This is a genomic window from Ruegeria sp. BF6 (assembly GCF_056538665.1).
The window spans coordinates 18,266-35,137 of record NZ_JBQFTN010000001.1; the positions used below are offsets into that span (position 1 = coordinate 18,266).

Sequence of the window (16,872 nt, forward strand, 5' to 3'; positions counted from 1 at the left end):
CTCAAATATATAGTATTTGAAATGATATGCCGGTCAAGGCAGGCTTCTTTTCATCAACAGGGGATGAAATGAGCGATCTGAACCAGAAAATCATTGGGTTTGATCTGTGGCATCTGAAGCTGCCGGTTACGTCGCGGCGGGACCACGGAATTGGCTCTGTGGAAGGCACCTGCGAGATTGTCGTCCTGCGGTTAACGGCAGAGGACGGATCAGAAGGGTTCGGAGAGGCATCACCGTGGTCAGTGTTCACCGGCACGCCCGAAGCCAGCTATGCAGCGTTGGATCGCTATCTGCGACCGCTTGTTGTGGGGGCAAAAATTGGTGATCGCGCAGCAATCATGGCATGTGCGGCGTACGCTGTGGCGCATTGCACCGAAGCCAAAGCAGCGTTGGAAACCGCTCTTCTGGATCTCGCTGGCCGTGTATCTGGTGTTCCGGTCTGGTCTCTGCTGGGTGGTCGCTGCCGCGACGCGATTCCACTCAGCTGTTCGATTGCGAACCCTGAGTTTGCACAGGATATCGATCTCATGTCTCGGCTGAAGGAGGATGGCGTTCGGATCGTAAAGCTCAAGACCGGGTTCAAGGATCATGCGTTCGACATCATGCGACTGGAGCACATTGCGCAGAATTATCCGGAATTCTCGGTACGGGTGGACTATAACCAAGGGCTCGATATCGAAGAAGCTCCGGCACAGGTGCGAGACGCGGCCCAGTTTAATCCGGACTTTATCGAACAGCCGGTGCGCGCGCATCATTACGGTATGATGGCAAGGTTGCGGCAGATGGTCGACGTGCCTCTGTTAGCTGATGAAAGCGTCTTTGGCCCCGAAGATATGGAGCGCGCCGCGCGTGAAAAGATTTGCGACGGTGTGTCGGTGAAGATCATGAAATCGGGTGGATTAACACGCGGCCAAACGGTCGCCCGTATAGCAGCGGCGCATGGTCTGATGGCCTATGGGGGCGACATGTTCGAGGCTGGTCTTGCGCATCTGGCGGGTACCCACATGATCGCGGCGACCCCTGAAATCACGCTTGGATGCGAGTTCTATCAAGCCTCGTATTTCCTGCAGGAGGATATTCTGGAAGAGCCATTTCAGATCAAAAACGGCCAAGTTGTCGTCCCTACAGGGCCCGGGTTGGGCGGCAGGCCCGATGTAGCAAAGCTGAATCGTTATGCCACAGCCAAGGCCGTGGCGGCATGAGCGAAAAAAAGACCATAGCCATTATCGGCGCCGGTATCGTAGGCGTCTCTGCAGCGGTCTGGCTGCAGCGTGACGGTCACGATGTGATCCTGATCGACAAGGCCGGGCCGGGTGAAGGAGCCTCGCATGGTAATGGCGGGGTTCTGGCCTCCTGTTCCATCGTGCCGGTGACAGTTCCCGGCCTTTTGGGCAAGGCACCAAAGATGTTGTTCAGCCCGTCTCAGCCTCTGTTCCTGAAATGGGGATACCTGCCCAAGCTGATCCCGTGGCTGAAAAAATACTTAAGCCATGCAAACGCCGATGATGTCGCGCGGATTGCAGCGGCCCTTGCGCCGATAGTTGGAGACAGCTTGAACGATCACAAGGCTCTGGCTTCTGGCACAGCTGCGGAAAAGTGGATCGTACCGTCAGATTACCTGTTCCTTTACAATGACCGCACCCAATTCGAAGAAGATGCCTTCGGCTGGAGCATTCGGCGCAAGCACGGGTTTGAGTGGGATGAATTGGAAGGCAAGGCTTTCCATGACTACGACCCGGTCTTCAGCCCGGACATCGGTTTCGCCGCCAAACTGTCTGAGCATGGACATATCACGGATCCTGGGCGCTATGTGAAGGACTTGGCCACACATGTCGAGGCGAACGGAGGCCGGGTGATCCGCGCCTGTGTCGAAGATGTCGTGCGTGAAAAGGGCCGCGTCACGGGTGTGCGTGCGAATGGCGAAACCATCCCATGCGACACAGCCATCATTACGGCAGGAGTTTGGTCTGGGCCTTTGGCAAAACGGTTGGGTATTTCTGTCCCGCTTGAAAGCGAACGAGGCTATCATCTTGAATTAGTGGCCCCTTCTGCAATGCCGCGCAGTCCGGTTATGGTCGCGTCGGGCAAGTTTGTTGCCACGCCTATGGACGGGCGGATACGCTTGGCGGGAATTGTAGAGTTCGGAGGGTTGGAAGCTCCGCCCTCGCGCGCACCGTTCGAGTTGATGCGCAAGAATGCGCGCGCGGCTCTTCCGGGTGTGACATGGAAGGAGGAAGTGGAATGGATGGGGCACAGGCCGGCGCCGGCGGACTCGATCCCGATCATCGGCGATGTTCCGGGGATTGACGGCGCGTTCATGGGGTTTGGTCACCATCATATCGGCCTGACGGGCGGGCCCAAAACTGGGCGTCTTCTGGCACAGATGATCGCGGGCAGAACCCCGAACGCCGATATGAGCGTCTACGCACCCTCACGTTTCGCAACATAATAATAGGCTGATGACAAAATGGCAGCTCAATATTCAATAGGGAGAATGTGATGAAAAAACTAACAAACCTTCTGACGGCGACGGCCCTTACGGCCGCCTCAGCCGCACCTGCGCTAGCCGAGAAGTGGGACATGCCGATGGCCTATGCCGCGTCAAACTTCCACTCGGCCACGGGCGCGGAATTCGCCAAGTGCGTGACCACCGGCACCGGTGGTGAGATCGAAATCGTCACGCATCCCTCGGGCTCGTTGTTCAAAGGCGCCGACATCAAACGCGCGATTCAGACCGGGCAGGCTCCGATCGGGGAGCGCCTGCTGTCCGGCCACCAGAATGAAAACGCGTTGTTCGGGTTTGACTCGATCCCGTTCCTAGCCACGTCCTTCGATGACAGCGAAAAGTTGTGGCAAGCCGCCAAACCCTCGCTTGAAAAGCTGCTGGCAGAACAGAACCTGACCCTACTCTACGCTGTGCCGTGGCCGCCGCAGGGGCTGTACTTCAAGAATGAGGTGAACTCGGTCGCCGATATGGAAGGCATCAAATTCCGGTCGTATAATAACGCGACCTCGCGTCTGGCCGAGCTGACGGGGATGCTGCCGGTGACCATTGAAGCAGCTGAAATCAGTCAGGCATTCGCCACCGGAGTTGCAGACTCGATGGTGTCCTCAGGTTCGACCGGCTATGACCGCAAGGTATGGGAAAGCCTGAACTATTTCTATGAGGTCGACGCCTGGTTGCCGCGCAATTACGTGATGGTGAACTCCGACATTTGGTCTGGCGTGTCCGACGCCAATAAGAACGTCATCAAAGCGTGCGCGGAACTGGCAGAATACGCTGGCAACTGGCGGGCCAAGGAATACACCGGCTTTACGCTACAAGGTCTGCGCGATGGTGGAATGACCGTTGGTCCTGCGTCCGATCAGATGGTTCAGGAACTGAAGGAAATCGGCGTCACCATGACCAATGAATGGCTGGAAGCCGCAGGCGACGAGGGCAAGGCCATCGTCGATGCATTCAATTCGTCGCAGTAACTGCACGCGGGCGGCGGTTTTTTCGCCGCCCTTAACCCATCCAATCATAACTTAACGGGGACGGTATGGCGGTATTGCGAGGGCTTCGGTCCGTACTGGATTTCATCTATTTGGCAGCAGGAGTTCTGGCGGCGCTCAGCCTGATTGCCATTCTGTTGCTGATCGTGGTGCAGATGCTGGCGCGCTGGACCGGAGAAGTCTTTCCCGGTGCACCTGATTATGCTGGGTATGCGATGGCAGCTGCCTCGTTTCTTGCCTTTGCCAATGCGTTGAACCGCGGCAGCCATATCCGTGTTTCGATCTTGCTGAACGCAGTTCCGGAAGGCGCGCGGCGCATCCTTGAAATCTGGTGTTTTGCCATCGGCTCCGCGGTTATGTGGTACTTCTGCTGGTACGCCTATCGCTTCGTCTACTGGAGCTGGAAGTTCAACGATATTAGCCAGGGGCAGGACAAAACCGCGCTTTGGATTCCACAATCCACCATGCTGATCGGCGCCGTGATCCTTGCAATCGCTCTGACCGATCACCTCATCCACGTCATCTTCAAGGGCGATCACCGCATCGTCCGCGATTTGGCTGATCAGAGCCACGGGGAATAAGAGCATGGAAAACCTGTCTGTCATCATACTCTTCCTCTTTGTTCTCTTTACCCTCCTCGGAACTGGTGTTTGGGTCGGTCTTGCCCTGATGGGCGTTGCCTGGGTCGGGATGGAGTTGTTCACGACCCGCCCCGTGGGCGACGTTATGATCACGACCATCTGGTCAGCGTCCTCGTCCTGGACCCTGACAGCGCTGCCCATGTTCATCTGGATGGGCGAGATCCTTTATCGAACGCGATTATCCGAGGATATGTTCAAGGGTCTTTCCCCTTGGATGGCTCCGCTGCCCGGCGGACTGGTGCATACTAATATTGTAGGCTGCACGGTATTCGCTGCCGTCTCGGGCTCTTCCGCTGCCACCCTGACCACGGTCGGCAAGATGTCGATCCCCGAGCTGCGTAAGCGAAAGTACCCCGAGCGTATGATCATTGGCACTCTTACGGGGGCGGCCACGCTCGGCCTAATGATCCCGCCATCTCTGACGTTGATCGTCTATGGCGTTACGATCAATGAATCGATCACCAAGCTGTTTTTTGCAGGTATCCTGCCGGGCCTCGTGCTGGCCGCGATGTTCATGGGATATGTCGCGATCTATTCCAAGTTTGGCAAGGACTGGAATCCGAACCAGGAAGGTAAGCTGACCTTTTCCGAAAAGCTCAAGAACTCTCGTTTTCTGTTGCCTGTTATCTTGCTGATCGTGGTTGTGATCGGTTCGATGTATCTTGGCTATGCCACCGCGACCGAGGCTGCTGCCTTTGGCGTGATCGGAGGATTGCTGTTGGCCGCAGGGCAGGGGTCGCTGACATGGAAGACCTTCACTGAAAGTCTGATGGGCGCTACTCGGACCAGTGCGATGATTGCGCTGATCCTTGCAGGTGCAGCGTTCCTGTCGCTTTCAATGGGCTTTACCGGCCTTCCACGTGGGTTGGCCGACCTGATCGCCGGGTGGGAACTGACCCGGTTCGAGCTGCTGATGGTCCTGCTGGTGTTCTACATCGTTCTGGGTTGTTTCCTCGACGGCATTTCCTCGGTTGTGCTGACCATGGCGGTGGTTGAACCGATGATCCGCGATGCCGGGATAGACCTGATCTGGTTCGGTATCTTCATCGTTGTCGTTGTCGAAATGGCACAGATTACGCCGCCGATTGGGTTCAATCTGTTCGTGATGCAGGGAATGACAAACCATGAGATGAGCTATATCGCCCGCGCCGCGATCCCGATGTTCCTGATCATGGTGCTGATGGTTTTTATCCTGATCTGGTTCCCTGACCTCGCAACGTGGTTGCCCGAAAACCTGCGCGGGACACCGGGCGGGTAAGGTGGCGCAGTGAAACTGCTGCTCTGGGCGGCGCAAAATGGCCCTTACGTTCTGGTCTCTGGACTGGTCGTGGGGTTGTTGCTGCCGGGACTGGCCGAGCCAATGCGGCCTTTGCTCCCGCCTCTAGTTGCTCTTCTGTTGTTCGTGACCATTCTACGGATGGAGCCAGCGGCCATTCTGGGATCTTTGGCGGATCTGCGTCAGGTCACAACAACAGTTGTCGGGTTTCAGGTTCTAATGCCACTTGCCGTTCTCGCAATAGCGATTGCCGGGGGATGGACGGGAACGGCGGTCATTTTGTCATTGCTGATCATGACCGCCGCGCCCTCGATCTCAGGCAGTCCGAACCTTTGTATGATGATGGGGTATCCCGCCGAGCACGCGATGCGTCTGGTTGTGGTCGGGACAGCCGCGTTGCCCCTGACGGCTCTGCCGGTTTTCTGGCTTATGCCTGAGCTTGGAGATTTATCGGCGGTCCTGAAGGCTGCGTTAAAGCTGTTTCTGACGATTTCTATCGTGACGCTTGTTGCCGTCGGGCTGCGCCTGACCCTTCTAAGCAATCCTTCGCAAACAACGCTGTTGAAACTTGAAGGGTTGGCTGCGATCACGTTGGCAGTTTTCGTCATTGGCTTGATGCCGTCGGTCAGCACAACGGCGTTGAATGATCCGTGGCTTGCCGGGTTCTGGATCGCCTTCGCCTGTTTCTTGAATTTTGGCGCTCAGATCGCCACCTTACGACTTGCACGCAATCGCTTGCGTCCGGCTCAAGCGACCGCAGTGTCTCTGATCGCCGGAAATCGCAACATTGCATTGTTCTTCGTGGCTCTGCCGCCCGAGGTCACGGCGCCGATCATGGTGTTTATCGGTGCCTATCAGATTCCGATGTACCTGACGCCTTTGGTCATGCGCCGGATGTATTGTACGTGATCATATAGCACGCAATCAAAATCGAGACCGCATGTCGACGATGTGTTTGTGAAGAACAATGGCGAACGGCACTACCTTTGGCGTGCCGTCGATCATGAGGGCGAGGTGCTGGAAGCCGTGGTCACCAAAACGCCGAAACAAGTGGGTGGAAAGAAGAAAAACTGATGAGGCGCCACGGTGCTGCCGGTGAAGTCGGTTCAAGTCGTTTTGCGCCATATCGCACCGCGACCAGAGAGCTTGGTGCCAAGGAAAAACAAATGACGGTCAGGCGGTTCAACAATCGAGTTGAGAATTCACACTTGCCGTTCCGGCGAAGCGAATACGCAATGCAGCGTTTCAGGCACTTGCGAAGTTGGCAGATATTTGCCGCAGTACATTCCTCCTTCTTCAACCAGGAAAGATCTCTTGCCAGCCAAGACACTTTCAAGCTGATACGGTCCGCAGCTTTTGCCGAGTGGCGTGAACTTGGCGCGGCCTATAGGGCAGCTCTACAGGCCGAGCTGAGGCTGGTTCGAATTTGTCTGACAGAACACAGCCAGAAGAGGTCAGCCCGACCGAAGGCGAGCTGGCAGAGTTTCCGCCTGAACTTCAGATATGCAGGGCTTGACCCAGAGCCTTCAGACAAGCTTCTTGCAGGCCTTCGGACTGGGTCGGGTGGGCGTGGATGGTTGCGCCGATGTCCTCAAGGCAGGCACCCATTTCGATGGCAATCGAGAACGCAGCCGACAGCTCCGACATCTGCGCGCCGACAGCCTGAATGCCCACAACAGCATGGTCGGTTTCGCGCCAGACCACGCGGACAAATCCGTCTTCACGTTCGCATGTCATGGCTCTGCCATTGGCCGCCATCGGAAAATCGGTTGCGTTTGTGCCGTCAATCTCGCCGGGCAGAGCGCCACAGGTAACGATCTCGGGGTCGGTGAAGCAGACTGCCGGAATCGCGCGTTTGTCCCACGCGACGGTGTGGCCCGCGATATGTTCGGCGACCATTTCGCCCTGCGCCATGGCGCGATGGGCGAGCATGGGTTCGCCTGTAACGTCCCCGATTGCATAGATGCCCCGCATCGAACTCTGACAGGTCTCGTCGATCCGAATGAACGGACCGTCCATTGTAAGCGACAGTTCCCCAACCCCGATACCATGGGTGCGTGGGCGGCGACCAACGGTCACCAGCACCTTGTCGGCGGCAACATTGCCCTGATCCGTGGCCAAAACACCATCGGAAAAGCCTTGCGCCCTGGTGTCGGTCATGACCGTGACACCCAGTGCCGACAGACGTTTCGTCACCGGTTCGGTCAGCGGTTTGTCATAGGTGGGCAGTATACGGGCCTCGGCCTCTACAACTGTGACCTTGGTGCCCAGTTTGGCAAAGGCCGTGCCCAGTTCCAGCCCTATGTACCCGCCGCCAACAACGGCAAGGCTTTCAGGTACGTCGCCCAGCGCCAGCGCCTCGGTTGAGGACAGTATATCGCCGCCAAATGGCAGTGAGGACAGTTCAACAGGGGCCGAGCCTGTGGCGATGACGATATATTCGGCGCTGATTTCGCGGCTTTCTCCCTCGGTATCTGTGACCGACACCGTCTTGCCGTCCAAAAACCGAGCACGGCCTGAAACAAACCTCGCGCCAGCCTTTTTCATCAGACCCGAGACACCGGTATTCAACCGTCGGACGATACCGTCCTTCCAGGCGACGGTCTTGGCGAGGTCGATTTTTGGGGCGGCAGCGGTGATGCCCAGCGGGCCGTCATTGACCGCTGTGATCCGGTGAAACTCGTCGGCCGCGTGGATCAGCGCCTTAGAGGGGATGCAGCCCACATTCAGACAGGTGCCGCCGGGATCGGCCTCGTCGACTATTATCGTGTCGATGCCCAACTGACCCGCACGAATGGCGCAGACATAGCCGCCGGGACCAGCGCCGATGATCAGCAGCTTACATTTCAGGTCCGACATTCAGCCCTCCACAAACAACATGGCCGGGGTTTCCAGCAGGGATTTCAGTTTCTGCACGAAGACAGCCGCGTCCCAGCCGTCGACCACACGATGATCGAAGCTGCACGAGATGTTCATCATCTTGCGCGGCTGGAACTGCTGACCATCCCAAACCGGGCGGATCTGCATCTTGTTGACACCCACAATGGCTACCTCGGGATGATTGATGATCGGTGTGGTGGCCAACGCACCCAGCGGCCCGAGCGAGGTTATGGTGATGGTACCGCCCTGCAATTCCTCGCGCTTGATCGTGCCCTCGCGGGCAGCCTCGGCCAGGCGGGTCAACTCGGCGGCATTGTCCCAAAGGCTACCCGCTTCGGCGTGGCGGATTACCGGCACGTTCAGCCCGTTTGGCGTCTGGGTGGCGATGCCCACATGCACGCCACCATGGCGATGGATGACGCCGGCCTCATTATCGAAACGGGCGTTCAATCCGGGCTGTTCGCGCACCGCTTCAACAATCGCGCGCATCAGGAACGGCAGCATTGTCAGCTTTGGCCTGTGGCCCTTGTACTTGTCATTCAGCGCCACCCGCAGGGCGTCGAGAGACTCGATTTCGACCTCTTCAACGATGGTGATATGCGGGATCTGGCGTTTCGAAAGCTGCATTTTTTCGGCAATCTTGCGGCGCATGCCGATGACGCGCACCTCTTCAATGCCGGTATTGGCGCCACGGGTGATCTGACCCTGCTGAATGCCGCCCGAAGCAATCCACTGATCCAGATCGTTGTGGCTGATCCGCGAGGCCGGACCGGACCCCGGCACCTGGCGCAAGTCGATGCCTTCTTCACGGGCACGAGCGCGTACCGAGGGTGAGGCCAGCGGCTTGGTGCCTTGGGCGCGCGCCACCGCAGGTGCGGCCCGTTCGGGTGCTTTTGCGGGTTCAGGCTTGGGCTCGACCTTCGGATCTGGTTCAGGTTCCGGCTCAACGTCGGTCGCCTCGGCCACGGCAGGCGCATCGCCTTCGTTGCCCTCTCCGTCGACTTCAATGCGGATCAGAGTGGCGCCAACGGCCATCAACTCGCCGATCTCCCCACCCAATTCCAAAACCTTGCCAGCGACGGATGAAGGCACTTCGACTGCGGCCTTGTCGGTCATCACCACAGCCAGAATATCGTCTTCCCTGACTATATCGCCAGGCTTGACCTGCCATTCGGTCAATTCGGCTTCGGCGATACCCTCGCCGATGTCCGGAAGACGGATGATATGTACGCCCATGGTTCAGTCCTCCATGACGGTTTTGAGGGCTTCACCCACCCGCATTGGGCCCGGGAAATACTGCCATTCCTGGGCATGCGGATAAGGTGTGTCCCAACCGGTGACCCGGATAATTGGTGCTTCGAGGTGATAGAAACACTCCTCCTGCACAAGGCTCAGCAGCTCGGCGCCAAAACCGCAAGTGCGCGTGGCTTCATGCACAATCACGCAGCGACCGGTTTTCTTGACCGAGGCGGTGATAGTTTCCAAATCCAATGGCATGAGTGTCCGCAGGTCGATTACCTCGGCGTCAATGCCGGTTTCTTTTGCGGCGGCCTCGGCCACGAAAACCATGGTCCCGTAGGCCAACACGGTCACGTCCGCCCCTTCACAGGTGACCTTTGCCTTGCCCAGGGGCACGATTTCATCCCCTTCGGGTACGTCGCCTTGGGCATGTTTTTTCCAAGTTGTCAGCGGCTTGTCATGGTGCCCGTCAAACGGCCCGTTATAAAGTCGCTTTGGTTCCAGAAAAATCACCGGATCAGGATCAGCGATCGAAGCAAGCAACAGACCCTTGGCATCCACCGGATTTGACGGCATCACCACCTTGAGGCCCGACACATGGGTGAACAGCGCCTCCGGGCTCTGGCTGTGGGTCTGGCCGCCGAAAATTCCACCACCCGTGGGCATGCGGATGACAAGCGGGCAGGTAAAGTCGGCGTTCGAGCGGTGGCGCAAACGCGCGGCCTCACTCACGATCTGGTCATAGGCGGGATAAACATAATCGGCGAACTGAATCTCGATCACCGGCTTCAGACCATAGGCGGCCATACCGATTGCGGTGCCGACGATGCCGCTTTCGTTGATCGGCGCATCAAAGCAGCGGCTCTTGCCGTATTTTTCCTGCAAACCGGCGGTGCAACGAAAAACACCCCCGAAAAACCCTACATCCTCGCCGAACACCACCACACGGTCATCGGCGGCCATAGCCACGTCATGGGCATCACGAATGGCTTCTATCATTGTCATTTGAGCCATCTCTCAATACCCCGCCTGCTGGCGCTGCCGGACCAGATGCGGCGGCATTGTTTCATAAACACCCTCGAACATGTCACGGGGCGATGGAGCCTTGCCGTCGCCCAGGGTACCGACGCTTTCGGCCTGTTTCTGCGTCGCAATGACCTCATCCATGATTTCGGCCTCAGCCTGTGTATGGCGCTCGTCGGACCATTCGCCGATCGTGATCAGATGCTTCTTCAGGCGTTCTATCGGATCGCCGAGCGGCCAGGCGCTGGCTTCCTCACCCGAACGGTAGGCCGAAGGATCGTCCGACGAAGAATGCCCGCCCGCGCGGTAAGTCACATACTCAATCAAGGTTGGGCCCAACCCCCGACGCGCGCGCTCGGCGGCCCATTTGGCGACTGCGTGAACGGCCAGATAGTCGTTGCCATCGACACGAAGCGAGGGGATACCAAACCCGTGGCCGCGCGCGGCAAATGTGCCGACACCACCCCGCGCGATGCCCTGGAAGGTCGAGATAGCCCATTGGTTGTTGACGATGTTCAGAACCACCGGCGCTTTGTATGTGGAAGCAAACACCATCGCCGCATGAAAATCGCTTTCCGCGGTTGAGCCGTCGCCAATCCAACCGGCGGCGATCTTGGTATCCCCAGAAATGGCTGAGGCCATGGCCCAGCCCACCGATTGCACAAATTGCGTGCCCAGATTGCCTGAGATCGAAAAGAACCCGTGTTCTTTCGAAGTGTACATGATTGGCAACTGACGACCGTGCAGCGGGTCATCGGCATTGGAATAGATTTGGTTCATCATCGTCAGCATCGGATAGTCTACTGCAACCAGTAGTCCGGCCTGACGATATGTCGGGAAATTCATGTCACCGGGTTGCAACGCACGAGCAAAGGCACAGCTGATCGCCTCTTCGCCCAGGTGCTGCATATAGAAACTTGTCTTGCCCTGGCGTTGCGCCATCAGCATGCGCTTGTCAAAAGCGCGTAGGGTCAGCATATGGCGCAAGCCGGTACGCAGTTCATCAGGCGTCATTGCCCCTGCCCATTCACCGACGGCCTGTCCCTCTTTGTTCAGAACCCGAACAATCGAAAAAGCCATGTCACGAATGTCATCCGCCGCCACGTCGACCGGCGGCCGCGGAACCTCGCCCGCTCGGGGAATTTCGAAATCCGAGAAATCCGGTGTATCGCCTGGTCGGCAGCCCGGTTCAGGAACGTTCAACGACAGCGGTTTGGTTTTTTCGCTCATGCTGCACCCTCTTGGCGGCGGTCACGGACGTTATTTAGAGTTTCATCGACTATCTGGGCGGCGACCTTTGTGGTCGATTGGCCGGTGCGTTTCGAGGTTGCGAGGATCTCTGCAATTCGCGTGGCGACCTCCTTGAGCCTGGCCTGGCGATATGCCTCACCTACCTTGTGTATTTCACCTGCCACGCTGATGATGCCACCCGCATTGACCACATAATCGGGCAGATAGCGAATTCCGCGCGCGCCAAGGGTTTCGGCAACCGCGTCTTCAGCAAGTTGGTTGTTGGCCGCGCCACAGACCAGACGCGCCGTCAGTCTCTGCGCGCTGTCATGGGTCAGAATGCCACCCAGAGCACAGGGCGCAAAAATGTCCATCTGTGCGTCAAATACTTGATCCACAGGGCAGATATCTGCACGCAGCCGGTCGCGGGCCTGGTCAAGCGCGGCTTGATTGATGTCTGACACGATCAGCGAGGCACCTGCGGCATGCAGTTTTTCCGCCAGGCTCATCCCCACATGGCCCAATCCCTGAACCAGCACGCGACGCCCGGTCAGATCGTCGCTCCCGAATACGTCTTTTGCGCCGACATTCAGGCACTGAAAAACCCCTTCGGCGGTAAAGGGGGAAGGGTCACCGCTGCCATGCTCCCCACCTTCGAGGCCAACTGCGAAATCCGTCTCCTCGGCCACAATCCGAATGTCTTCGGGTGAGAAACCCACATCTTCGGCGGTATAGTACTGCCCCTCCAGCGCGTCGACCGCGCGACCAAAGGCGCGCAGCATTGCCGGGGTTTTGTCTTTACGGGCATTGCCAATGATCACCGATTTGCCACCGCCCAGCCCGAGTCCGGCCATAACATTCTTGGCGGTCATGCCGCGTGCCAGCCGCAACACGTCTTCACGAGCAGCTTCCCGGCTCTCGTAAGCCCACATTCGGCAGCCTCCCGCCGCCGGGCCGCAAACTGTTGAGTGCAAACAGATATAGGCCTGTAACCCGCTACTGGCATCCTCAGCAAAGATCAGGCGCTCATATCCGGGTGGCGGGGTTTCTTCCGTGATGATCAGGGGCATGGTTTCTCTTTTTTAGAAGGGCGGGGCGTAATCACTTCGATCCGTTAGGATCATTTCTTCCAGCCTATTATCCTGCGCTGGGTTGAAAAACCGCTTATCCAGGGTATTCTAAAGCAAACTTGGTGGATTACACTACAAAAATTAGGTTTCATAGTGCCTTACACTACAGATCAAGTAGATCGAGAGATTCTTCGTGCACTGCAAGAAGACGGGCGTATGTCATTGGTCCAACTTTCGGAACGCATTGGCCTGTCCGCCACACCTTGCAAACGCCGGTTGGCGCGTCTTGAGGAATCCGGGCTTATCTCGGGTTACAGCGCCCGCATCGACCGTAAAACGGCGGGCTTTCCGATCACGGCTTTCGTCTCGGTCGAACTCGAGAGGCAGGACGCAGAGAAAGTGGCAGACTTTCAGCGCCAGGTCGCGCTGTTTGACGAGGTAGTGACCGGAACGTTGATGACCGGCGCGCAGGATTTCCTGTTGGAAGTTGCAGTTGAAAGCCTGGAAGAGTTTGAAACGTTCCTACAGACAAAACTAATGCGGTTGCCGGGCTTACGCGTGGTGCGTTCACGGTTCGCGCTGCGTCAATTCATCAGCCGGGCGCGCATCCCGTATTGAAGGTCGGGATCGGTAAGACTCGGCTGCTCAAAGGGACAAGACACCTTTGCGTCACAGATCAAATTGACGGGTTAGTTTTCGAATGCGCGAGGTTCGACTTAACTTAAGCAACTCATAGGGAGATTGATGAACTTCGCGCTCGACAAACCCTTCTTTAAGACCTGGTTCGTGGAAGCTGCAGTGCAGCAATTGCGGGTATACTCAAAGTGGAAGTGGCACTTCGACGAAGTGTTTGTGAAGATCAATGGCGAACGGCGCTACCTGTGTCACGCCGTTGATCACGGGGCGAGGTTCTCGATTCCGTGGCCCCAAAACATCGAAACAAGCGAGCGGCATTGAAATTCTTCATACAATTGATGAGTCGACACGATACTGCTGGTGAAATCGTTTCAGATCGCTTCGCGTCATATCGCGCGCGCTCAGAGAGCTTGGTGTCAGGGAAAAACAGCAAACGAGCAGGCGGCTCAACAATCGAGTTGAGAACTCACACTTGCCGTTCTGACGAAGAGAATTCGCAATGGAGCATTTCAGGCACATGCGAAGTTTGCAGAAATTTGCCGCAGTACACTCCTCCGTCTTCAACCATCTCAACCAGGAAAGATCTTTCACCAGCCGAGACACTTTCAAGCTGAACCGCGCCGCCGTTCTGGCCGAGTGGCGTCAACTTGGCGCGGGCTAAAGGACAGCTCTACTGGCCTGGCTGAGGTTGGTTCAAATTTGCCTGACAGCACCGTCTGCTTTGGATCAGTTGCGAAGCAGCATCCCGGCGCTTGGGTATTGTCCGCAAAAGGCAGATTGCGTTGAGTTCGGTTCCTTCGTTTGCTTTGCTTAAACTGGGTGGCGATTACTACACCGATCCAGACTGAAGCAGCTTCAGAAACTACTAAATCAGATCGCATCTTGTATTTGGTTGGCAGTTCACCAAAATCGGCGGTCAAGTCTCGAAACTTTGTTTCGTTTTTATTGCGAAAAACGAAACATCATGACAGCGCAAGCGCGATAGTTTAGGTGTTCACAATAACCAAAAAACAAAAGTCTCGGTGAAATCCGTGGAACAAGTTGCCTTTACGTTTGAAATGGGTGTGGTTTGCGTGTTGTTAGCCTTCACCGTCTTCCTGTTCGTTTCAGAAATTGTCAGAATTGACCTCTCAGCCATACTGGTTCTGGTTCTCGTCGGTCTTCTCAGCTACGCACCGGGGCTTGAGAATCTTGCGGATGTTACGCACCTGTTCGATGGATTCGCTTCGAACGCTGTGATTTCTATAATCGCGGTCATGATTGTCGGTGCTGGTTTGGACAAAACCGGTATCATGAACAAGGTTGCTGCGGTCATTCTCAAATATGGTGGCACAGCTGAAAACCGGGTATTGCCGATCGTTTCAGGTACGGTCGGGGTTATTTCTTCATTCATGCAGAATGTCGGGGCGGCTGCGTTGTTTCTGCCAGTCGTCAGCCGCATTTCCTCGAGGTCCGGAATACCCCTATCCCGCCTGCTGATGCCCATGGGGTTTTGCGCAATCCTTGGCGGCACGATGACAATGGTTGGCTCATCTCCGCTGATCCTGTTGAACGACCTGGTCCAAACTGCAAATGAGGGCCTGCCCGAAGGCCAGAAAATTCAACCTTTCGGCCTCTTCTCGGTGACGCCAATCGGTGCGGTCTTAATCCTGACCGGGATCGGGTACTTTCTGCTGTTGGGACGCTGGGTACTGCCCGGAGATGCCGGATCTGAAAATACAGGCACAGGGCAAGGTACGCAGGAATACCTGCAGCGGGTTTACGGGTTGCAGGCGGATGTTTTCGAGGTAATCGTGCCGGAAAAGAGCCCGCTGGTTGGGCAGATACTGGCTGACATAAACCATGAAAACCATCTCTACATAATATCCACATTTTATCGCGGCAAAACTTCTATGGTCCAGGTCCTGACGGCCGAGATCGCTGCCCCGTGCAGGCTTGCCATCATAGGAAATCGCCTGGTTGTCGAGCAGTTCGCAGAAAAATTCGATCTGACTGTTCTACCTGAACTGGATATCTTCGTCGAAGAATTTGCACCAACAAATGCTGGAATAGCCGAAGTCGTTGTGACACCTGACAGCAAGCTGATCGGGAAATGCCCCCGCGAGCTTTTGTTTCGCAAGACATATGGCATGTCACTGCTCGCTATTCACCGAGGAGAAGAAACGCTCAGCCATGTAGAGACTGAAACGCATGAGTCCACTCAGATCGGGCTAGAAGAATTTCACGCTGGTGACATGCTTGTTGCACATACAAGGTGGGACAACCTGATGCGGATTAAACGGGACCCTGACTTTGTGGTCGTGACAACGGATTTTCCGCAAGATGAATTGCGACCACAGAAGGTCGGTTGGGCTTTGGCCTTTTTTGCGATTTCGCTGTCACTGATACTGTTTACCGACGTTCGTTTATCCCTTTGCCTTCTGACAGGTGCAGCCGGAATGATGCTCACGCGTGTACTCAGTGTCGATGAGGCGTATCGAGCGGTGGGATGGAACACGGTTTTTCTGCTGGCATGCCTTATACCGCTGGGACAAGCGGTGCAAAATACTGGTACTGCGGCGTGGATCGCCCAGCAAATCATGATCATTTTGAACGGTTGGCCCATTTGGGCGCTTCAAGCTGGCGTCGCGATACTGGCCACGACGTTTTCACTGGTTATGTCAAATGTCGGAGCCACTGTCCTGCTTGTGCCTCTTGCCGTTTCGATTGCGGTAGCCGCTGGCGGTAACCCAGCCGTCTTTGCGCTAACTGTTGCGATTTCGACCTCGAACAGCTTCATCATACCCACCCATCAGGTAAACGCACTGATTATGGGGCCGGCGGGTTATAAGGTAATGGACTTTGTGCGATCCGGAGGCGTTATGACCGTTCTGTTCCTGGTGGTTTCCCTGCTGATGCTCAACGTGATTTACTGAACATCCTGATCGGTCTTGTCAGAAGGCCTCTTGAGCCGGGCAGAGTGCCTCCGCAGCCTCTGCGCATGACTAAACGATCACCATTCAAACACTTAATAACCAACCCCGAGCTTAAGCGATTATATCGGTGCAAGGCCTCTCGTTGGCAGCCTTCCGAAGGTGGACTCCCGGCTTTCGAGAGCATTCTGAGCCGTTGCGGGTTGGCGGGCATTCTGAGCAGAAATGGCCGCGAGAAGGCGCTGCGTGCTGTCGTTGAGTTTGGTCATGGAATACGTCCCATCTTGGTTTCGGTGATGGGGAAGCCGGTTCGAATACCCAAAAATATTCGGGGTTTTATAGCCGATTTCCGGGGGGCAACGGAAGGAAGGGAAAGGGGGTGCCAGGCTCAGGAACCAGCAGCAATCGAGCCGCTGTTTGTGCTCTCCGGATGTGCTACACCGTAGCACGCTCGAATCGAAAACCCCCGG

The 16,872-nt window shown here is 56.5% G+C and carries 13 protein-coding genes and 2 pseudogenes; 10 read left to right on the forward strand and 5 right to left on the reverse strand.

The features are described 5' to 3' along the window. The first annotated feature begins 68 nt into the window (after positions 1 to 68). From ACR0IM_RS00095 to ACR0IM_RS00125, 7 genes and pseudogenes are all read left to right on the forward strand, one after another. The gene (locus ACR0IM_RS00095; RefSeq protein ID WP_480680492.1) at positions 69 to 1,202 is read left to right on the forward strand and encodes an enolase C-terminal domain-like protein; all 1,134 of its coding nucleotides are present in this window, start codon (positions 69 to 71) and stop codon (positions 1,200 to 1,202) included. Continuing rightward, positions 1,199 to 2,449: an NAD(P)/FAD-dependent oxidoreductase gene (locus ACR0IM_RS00100; RefSeq protein ID WP_480680493.1), complete on the forward strand. Its 1,251-nt coding sequence runs from the start codon at positions 1,199 to 1,201 to the stop codon at positions 2,447 to 2,449. The genes ACR0IM_RS00095 and ACR0IM_RS00100 overlap by 4 nt, the downstream gene beginning before the upstream one ends. A 50-nt stretch (positions 2,450 to 2,499) precedes the next feature. Further along, entirely contained in the window at positions 2,500 to 3,477 is a 978-nt protein-coding gene (locus ACR0IM_RS00105; RefSeq protein WP_480596326.1) for a TRAP transporter substrate-binding protein, read from the forward strand. 65 nt (positions 3,478 to 3,542) lie between these two features. Beyond that, positions 3,543 to 4,076 carry a TRAP transporter small permease gene (locus ACR0IM_RS00110; protein ID WP_480596324.1) on the forward strand — a complete coding sequence of 178 codons (534 nt, stop codon included), beginning with the start codon at positions 3,543 to 3,545 and terminating at the stop codon, positions 4,074 to 4,076. Positions 4,077 to 4,080: 4 nt separating this feature from the next. Next, a complete protein-coding gene (locus tag ACR0IM_RS00115; protein WP_480596322.1) occupies positions 4,081 to 5,394 on the forward strand; it encodes a TRAP transporter large permease in 1,314 nt (437 codons plus the stop codon). Between the two features lie 9 nt (positions 5,395 to 5,403). Further along, complete coding sequence (locus tag ACR0IM_RS00120) at positions 5,404 to 6,321, forward strand: hypothetical protein (protein ID WP_480680494.1); 918 nt, start codon at positions 5,404 to 5,406, stop codon at positions 6,319 to 6,321. Positions 6,322 to 6,336: 15 nt separating this feature from the next. Further along, positions 6,337 to 6,791, forward strand: a pseudogene (locus tag ACR0IM_RS00125) (DDE-type integrase/transposase/recombinase); the annotation flags it as partial. A gap of 118 nt (positions 6,792 to 6,909) precedes the next feature. Here ACR0IM_RS00125 and lpdA read toward each other — a convergent pair. Genes lpdA through ACR0IM_RS00150 form a run of 5 tightly spaced genes read right to left on the reverse strand, consistent with a single transcriptional unit; the run spans position 6,910 to position 12,854 of the window. Continuing rightward, the gene (gene lpdA, locus ACR0IM_RS00130; RefSeq protein WP_480680495.1) at positions 6,910 to 8,271 is read right to left on the reverse strand and encodes a dihydrolipoyl dehydrogenase; all 1,362 of its coding nucleotides are present in this window, start codon (positions 8,269 to 8,271) and stop codon (positions 6,910 to 6,912) included. Beyond that, positions 8,272 to 9,528, reverse strand: coding sequence for a dihydrolipoamide acetyltransferase family protein (locus ACR0IM_RS00135; RefSeq protein WP_480680496.1), 1,257 nt, complete (start codon positions 9,526 to 9,528; stop codon positions 8,272 to 8,274). A gap of 3 nt (positions 9,529 to 9,531) precedes the next feature. Then, positions 9,532 to 10,545: an alpha-ketoacid dehydrogenase subunit beta gene (locus tag ACR0IM_RS00140; RefSeq protein ID WP_480680497.1), complete on the reverse strand. Its 1,014-nt coding sequence runs from the start codon at positions 10,543 to 10,545 to the stop codon at positions 9,532 to 9,534. Positions 10,546 to 10,548: 3 nt separating this feature from the next. Continuing rightward, on the reverse strand, positions 10,549 to 11,784 hold the full coding sequence (locus tag ACR0IM_RS00145; protein ID WP_480680498.1) for a thiamine pyrophosphate-dependent enzyme: 1,236 nt from the start codon (positions 11,782 to 11,784) through the stop codon (positions 10,549 to 10,551). Then, entirely contained in the window at positions 11,781 to 12,854 is a 1,074-nt protein-coding gene (locus tag ACR0IM_RS00150) for a Leu/Phe/Val dehydrogenase (RefSeq protein ID WP_480680499.1), read from the reverse strand. Before ACR0IM_RS00150 ends, ACR0IM_RS00145 begins: the two co-directional genes overlap by 4 nt. 150 nt (positions 12,855 to 13,004) lie before the next feature. On the opposite strand from ACR0IM_RS00150, the gene ACR0IM_RS00155 reads away from it, so the two are divergent. The 3 genes and pseudogenes from ACR0IM_RS00155 (at position 13,005) to ACR0IM_RS00165 (ending at position 16,405) form a co-directional block, all read left to right on the forward strand. Then, positions 13,005 to 13,472: an Lrp/AsnC family transcriptional regulator gene (locus ACR0IM_RS00155; protein WP_480596374.1), complete on the forward strand. Its 468-nt coding sequence runs from the start codon at positions 13,005 to 13,007 to the stop codon at positions 13,470 to 13,472. A 177-nt stretch (positions 13,473 to 13,649) separates the two neighbouring features. Beyond that, positions 13,650 to 14,151: pseudogene (locus ACR0IM_RS00160) on the forward strand (IS6 family transposase); the annotation flags it as partial. Between the two features lie 370 nt (positions 14,152 to 14,521). After that, positions 14,522 to 16,405: an SLC13 family permease gene (locus tag ACR0IM_RS00165; RefSeq protein WP_480596308.1), complete on the forward strand. Its 1,884-nt coding sequence runs from the start codon at positions 14,522 to 14,524 to the stop codon at positions 16,403 to 16,405. Positions 16,406 to 16,872 lie beyond the last annotated feature (467 nt).

Bases quoted from the DNA above. Each gene is read 5' to 3' on its own strand.
- ACR0IM_RS00095 (WP_480680492.1), top strand. From the start codon at position 69: ATGAGCGATCTGAACCAGAAAATCATTGGGTTTGATCTGTGGCATCTG.
- ACR0IM_RS00100 (WP_480680493.1), top strand. From the start codon at position 1,199: ATGAGCGAAAAAAAGACCATAGCCATTATCGGCGCCGGTATCGTAGGC.
- ACR0IM_RS00105 (WP_480596326.1), top strand. From the start codon at position 2,500: ATGAAAAAACTAACAAACCTTCTGACGGCGACGGCCCTTACGGCCGCC.
- ACR0IM_RS00110 (WP_480596324.1), top strand. From the start codon at position 3,543: ATGGCGGTATTGCGAGGGCTTCGGTCCGTACTGGATTTCATCTATTTG.
- ACR0IM_RS00115 (WP_480596322.1), top strand. From the start codon at position 4,081: ATGGAAAACCTGTCTGTCATCATACTCTTCCTCTTTGTTCTCTTTACC.
- lpdA (WP_480680495.1), bottom strand. From the start codon at position 8,271: ATGTCGGACCTGAAATGTAAGCTGCTGATCATCGGCGCTGGTCCCGGC.
- ACR0IM_RS00135 (WP_480680496.1), bottom strand. From the start codon at position 9,528: ATGGGCGTACATATCATCCGTCTTCCGGACATCGGCGAGGGTATCGCC.
- ACR0IM_RS00140 (WP_480680497.1), bottom strand. From the start codon at position 10,545: ATGGCTCAAATGACAATGATAGAAGCCATTCGTGATGCCCATGACGTG.
- ACR0IM_RS00145 (WP_480680498.1), bottom strand. From the start codon at position 11,784: ATGAGCGAAAAAACCAAACCGCTGTCGTTGAACGTTCCTGAACCGGGC.
- ACR0IM_RS00150 (WP_480680499.1), bottom strand. From the start codon at position 12,854: ATGCCCCTGATCATCACGGAAGAAACCCCGCCACCCGGATATGAGCGC.